The sequence below is a fragment of the Petrotoga sibirica DSM 13575 genome (assembly GCF_002924625.1).
GTDB classification, from domain to species: Bacteria; Thermotogota; Thermotogae; order Petrotogales; family Petrotogaceae; genus Petrotoga; species Petrotoga sibirica.
Genome location: NZ_JAHC01000013.1, coordinates 1 through 5,000 on the forward strand (window position 1 = coordinate 1; position 5,000 = coordinate 5,000).

At 36.0% G+C, this 5,000-nt stretch carries 4 protein-coding genes and 2 rRNA genes (1 of these 6 running past the window's edge); 3 read left to right on the plus strand and 3 right to left on the minus strand.

Annotated features, from left to right (window positions below; translation table 11 throughout):
* Positions 1-137: 137 nt before the first annotated feature.
* A complete protein-coding gene (locus AA80_RS09890; protein WP_146048829.1) occupies positions 138-374 on the minus strand; it encodes a hypothetical protein in 237 nt (78 codons plus the stop codon).
* Between the two features lie 252 nt (positions 375-626).
* On the opposite strand from AA80_RS09890, the gene AA80_RS03015 reads away from it, so the two are divergent.
* From AA80_RS03015 to nusA, 3 genes are all read left to right on the plus strand, one after another.
* Positions 627-2,144, plus strand: a complete 1,518-nt coding sequence (locus tag AA80_RS03015) for a DUF4127 family protein (RefSeq protein WP_103876357.1) — start codon at positions 627-629, stop codon at positions 2,142-2,144.
* A 390-nt stretch (positions 2,145-2,534) separates the two neighbouring features.
* Positions 2,535-3,008: a ribosome maturation factor RimP gene (locus AA80_RS03025; protein WP_103876358.1), complete on the plus strand. Its 474-nt coding sequence runs from the start codon at positions 2,535-2,537 to the stop codon at positions 3,006-3,008.
* 29 nt (positions 3,009-3,037) lie between these two features.
* Positions 3,038-4,063 (plus strand): transcription termination factor NusA, encoded by a 1,026-nt coding sequence (gene nusA / locus AA80_RS03030; RefSeq protein ID WP_103876359.1) that lies wholly within the window; start codon positions 3,038-3,040, stop codon positions 4,061-4,063.
* A gap of 106 nt (positions 4,064-4,169) precedes the next feature.
* On the opposite strand, the gene rrf is transcribed toward nusA, so the two are convergent.
* Together rrf and AA80_RS03040 are read right to left on the minus strand one after the other, a co-directional pair.
* Positions 4,170-4,282 (minus strand): 5S ribosomal RNA (gene rrf, locus AA80_RS03035).
* A 27-nt stretch (positions 4,283-4,309) separates the two neighbouring features.
* A 23S ribosomal RNA gene (locus AA80_RS03040) occupies positions 4,310-5,000 on the minus strand (its annotated part continues 1,168 nt past the right edge of the window); the annotation flags it as partial.

Below are 5,000 nucleotides of genomic sequence, written 5' to 3' on the forward strand. Positions count from 1 at the left end.
GAAAGTAATAGTATGAGCCTTGTGACCAAAAAAGGAGACAGCGCATAGCGCAGGATAGGAGATAGAATTCTTTGGGTTACCGTACTTATCGTAGATAGGTTTAGAATTAGAAACAGGTTTAACGCCGAAATTTGCTTCTAAAGGAGAAAGATAGTACTCTTTGTAATCCTTAAGAGGCGAAAGCCCGTTTCCTCAAATTTACCGTGACTCTTCTTGTTGTTGAAGAAAGAATTAAAGATAATGGGGTAAGAATCAACAACAAGATAACTGGTATCAAAGATTCCCTCTTTGATGCCTTTAAAGACGGTAAAAACGATAACCTTATCCAAATAAGAAGGGGCAAACTCCTTCTTAAAGGCGATACTTAAATTCATAATGTTTTTTCTCCATGACCCCGTTCGGGGCGTTTCTTTTAGCCAGAGTAGACAAAATCGAAGTACAGTTGAGAAGAGTTACCGTATAATGACAATTGAATGACCTCCTTACGAGATAATAAAAATGTAGTATCAAATACATTATACAGTGAGGAGGTAAAAGTATAACATTGAAGGTATTAAAAGTTAGTTACAATGCATGTTTTAGAATTTCTGAAGACAGTAAATTCAAAATAAAGGAAGATCATTAAAATGAGAATAATATTTTTACCTATTGATGAAAGATTTTGTACTCGGGAATATTTTTTAATTTTCGCAAAAGCCTCAGGCTTGAATATTTTGACTCCTCCTAAAGAATTGCTAGGATCTAAAAAAATTCCTGCAGATACCAATGCTTTAAAAGATTGGCTCTTAGGCAACTCTCAAGAAGGAGATAATTTAATTCTTTCACTAGATACTTTGATTCATGGAGGATTAATCCCATCAAGAATAAATTTACTCCAAAAGCCTACAATTAATGAAAGACTTAAGATTCTTAATACTTTAAAAAGAAAAAGAACCGTGATCTATCTCTCTTCCACAATAACAAGAATACCCACATACAACTCGTCAGATGAAGAACCTGATTACTGGGAGTATTACGGAGAAGCTTTAAGTAATCTGTCAAAGGATTTTGCTAAATATCTAGAGTCACAGGATAAGCCACAAAATTTATCTTATAAAAATGCTTTACCAAAATTTATGGAAGAGCACAAAAACAAATATCAAGAAATCCCCGAGTGGATGATAAAAGACTTTTTTTGGAGGAGAGAAAGAAACTACAACATTATCCAAGAAACGGTTAAGCTTGTCGATAATAGAACGGTAGATTTTTTGAATATAACCTTGGATGATAATTCTCCTGGTAGCTTATCAGTTTATGAATCAAAACAGCATCAAAAGTTAGTTAATCAATTAGGTTTAAATGAAAAAATCTCTATTCATCCTGGTGCAGATGAAACTTCTTTAACACTTTTAAGCAGGTTATTATGTTCGATGTTTAAATGTTCACCTTCTTTTGAACTTTTTTATACACATCCAGAATCAATCCTTCTGATTCCGCCTTATGAAGGATATCCTTTAAAAAGTAGCGTTGAAACTCATATTGAAGCAGCTGGAGGTAGAATAGAACAAAAAGGTGATATTTTACTTTTGTTGAATAACTCTTCTGATTATAGTAGCTACGACATTACCTTTCAAGACACATTAGCTGTATCTGAGGAAGCATACGAAACAATTCTTGAAAGAATTAAAAAAGAAGATAAAATTATTGGAATAGCTGATATAAAATATGGAAATGGTTCAGACAAAAGATTAGTAGAAAAACTTCTGGAAAATCATTTAGATTGGCTAAAAATAAATTACTCTGGGTGGAACACTGTAAGCAATACCCTTGGAACAGTTATCCTCCATTCTATAATTCAGTATTTTGCTCAAAAAAATTATTTAAAATTAGATGCAAAAGAGTTACTTAAAATACAGACAATTTTTTTCCTAGAACATTGGGGTTATCAAGCAGTGGTAAGACAACAACTAAGAGAAGATTCTGCCCAAAAAGGGTGCAATATATGGACGCTTATGCCCGCTGAAAAATGGGCAGAAGAGTATACGAGAGCTAAACTATTGCCCTTCAAGGAAGTAATAGAAAAAAATATGAAAAAGAGGTGGAAAATGGAAGTATTTTTTCCATGGCATCGAAGCTTTGAAGTTGGAATAAATTTATCTCCATAAGTCAAAATCTTCGGTCATCATTGAACAATTCACCAATAAAACCTCTGCCTCTATTTCTATTTTCACCCTTGTTTTGATATTTTGCTGCAGCGTTTATTCTGTCTGCGAGTCTTGAAAACGGAAAACTCTGTAGATAAATAGTCCCTGGACCCTTAAATTTTGCTAAGAATAAAACTTATACATCATAGCACCAACTTCTGCTCTAATACCTTTTCTTGAGCAAGCTAAATTTTCAACGGTATTTTTTAAAATGGTCTTGATTTTTATTTTTTTTATGTTATAATATTAGTGATAATTGAAAGCAAATTAATTAACAAAATGAGTGCCGAGGGCTTTTGCCCTCGAGCTTTTTTATAAAAAATAATTTTTGAATCGAAAGGGGTGCATACCATGTTAACTAACAAAGAGGTCAAACAGTTAATATGGGAAAAAGCCGATAACGTTGCTTCTAAGTTGGGGTTTGAAATTTTTGATATCTTAATTAAAGGTAGTAATAAAAATAAAATTTTGGAGGTTGTGATCGATAAAGCTGATGGATATGTGTCCATAGGAGATTGTGAAAAGTTTTCCAAAGCTTTCGACCCTTGGTTAGACGAAATTGATCTCTTTGACAAGAGTTATGTATTAGTAGTTAGTTCCCCAGGACTCGATAGAAAATTGAGAGGCAAAGCGGATTACGAAAGATTTAAAGGAAAATTAGCAAAATTCATTTTAAAAAGTAAAGAGAAGAAACATCCTGTAGTAATTGGGTATATTGACGATATATTGGAAGATCAGATTAAAATTACTGAAAAAGATTCTGGAAAATTATTCAACATCGATTTAAACGACATAGATAAAGCCAATTTAGAAATTGAATTGTAAAATTTAAAAGTTATCGGAGGTGTAGAACATTGAACTTAAATCTATTAGAAGCCTTAGACGCCTTGGAAAGAGATAAAGGTATAAGTAGAGACTCGCTGGTTGATATTATAGCCAAATCTATTAAAAGTGCATACAAAAAAAATTATGGGGCAAAAAATGTTGAAATTGAAATCGATAAAAACCTAACAAAATTGAATGTCTATCAGTTATGGAAAGTTGTTGAAAAAGTTGAAAACCCAAAAGAAGAAATTTCTTTGGAAGAAGCTAAAAAAATTAATCCAAAAATAGAAATAGGCGAAATGGTAAGAAAAAAGATCAACCTTAAAAAGGATTTTAGAAGAGTTGCCGCTCAAACAGCAAAGCAAGTCATACTTCAAAATTTGAAGGAACTAGAAAAGAAAAATTTGTTTGATAAATACGTAGCTTTGAAGAATAGAATTTCAACCGCTGAAATAATTAAAGTCAGTGATGAATATATTGACATTAGAATTGGAAAGTTAGAGACTAAACTTCCCAAGAAAGAGACAATTCCTGGAGAAACCTTTAAAAATGGAGAACTTGTAAAAGTATACATAAAAAACATTCAGAACACATCAAAAGGGCCTAAAATTATGGTTTCAAGGACATCACCTGAACTCATTACAGAATTATTATCATCTATTGTACCCGAGATAGAAGAAGGTATTATCAAAATTGTAAAAATAGTCAGGGAACCGGGAATACGGAGTAAAGTTGCTGTTGTTACCACCATGCCGGGAGTTGATCCTGTAGGTGCTTGCATCGGTGAAAAAGGCTCTAGAATCAGTGAACTAATAAAAGAATTAAAAAATGAAAAAGTGGATATTATAGAATATTCAGAAGATCCTAAAATTTTTATAAAACACGCTCTTGCCCCTGCAGAAGTAAAAAATATAATTCTTAACGAAGATGAAAGAACCGCTTTTGTGTATGTCCCTGAGAACCAACTTTCCTTAGCTGTAGGAAAGGGTGGTCAAACCGCTAGACTAGCAGCAAAAATTACCGGATGGAAAATCGATATACACTCATTAAAATAAGTGAGAAGAAAAAGAAAAAAATACCGCATCGGTTAGTTGGATGCGGTATTTTTTTAGGGGTGAGAAAATACAAATAAACCATGTCATATTGCTTTTAAAAAAAGGAAGGGGGCGATACCTACTCTCACACGTCTTAGCGTACTACCATCGGCACGATACGGCTTAACCGTCAGGTTCGGTATGGTTCTGGGTGTTTCCCGTATCGTTCTCTTCACCCCCTATTACTCATTCACAAGTGCATAGAGTTTCGTCCAAAGCCTCGGGCTATTAGTACCGCTCGGCTCAATACTTCTCAGTACTTACACCTGCGGCCTATCTACGTCTTCTTCTCAGACTGCCCTTACCTCCTAAGAGTGGGAAGCCTATTGTTTGGGCCCGTTTCCCGCTTAGATGCTTTCAGCGGTTATCGGTTATATGTGTAGCTACTCAGCTCCTGCTATTTGCATAACAGCTGATTCACCAGGGACATACTCACTCCGGTCCTCTCGTACTAGGAGCAACCCCCTTCAAGCTTCCTACCCCCGCAGCAGATAGGGACCGAACTGTCTTACGACGTTCTGAACCCAGCTCACGTACCGCTTTAATGGGCGAACAGCCCAACCCTTGGGACCGGCTTCAGCCCCAGGTTGCGATGAGCCGACATCGAGGTGCCAATCCACGCCGTCGATGTGAACTCTCGGGCGTGATTAGTCTGTTATCCCCGGGGTAACTTTTATCCGTTGATCGACGGCCCTTCCTCTCAGAACCGCCGGGTCACTAAGTCCAGGTTTCCCTCCTGTTCGACTCGTCAGTCTCTCAGTTAAGCAGGCTTTTGCCTTTGCACTCTTCAGTGGATTCCCAACCCACTTGAGCCTACCTTCGAACACCTCCGTTACCTTTTGGGAGGCAACCGCCCCAGTTAAACTGCCCTCCTAACACTGTCCAGGTCAAGCTCTTC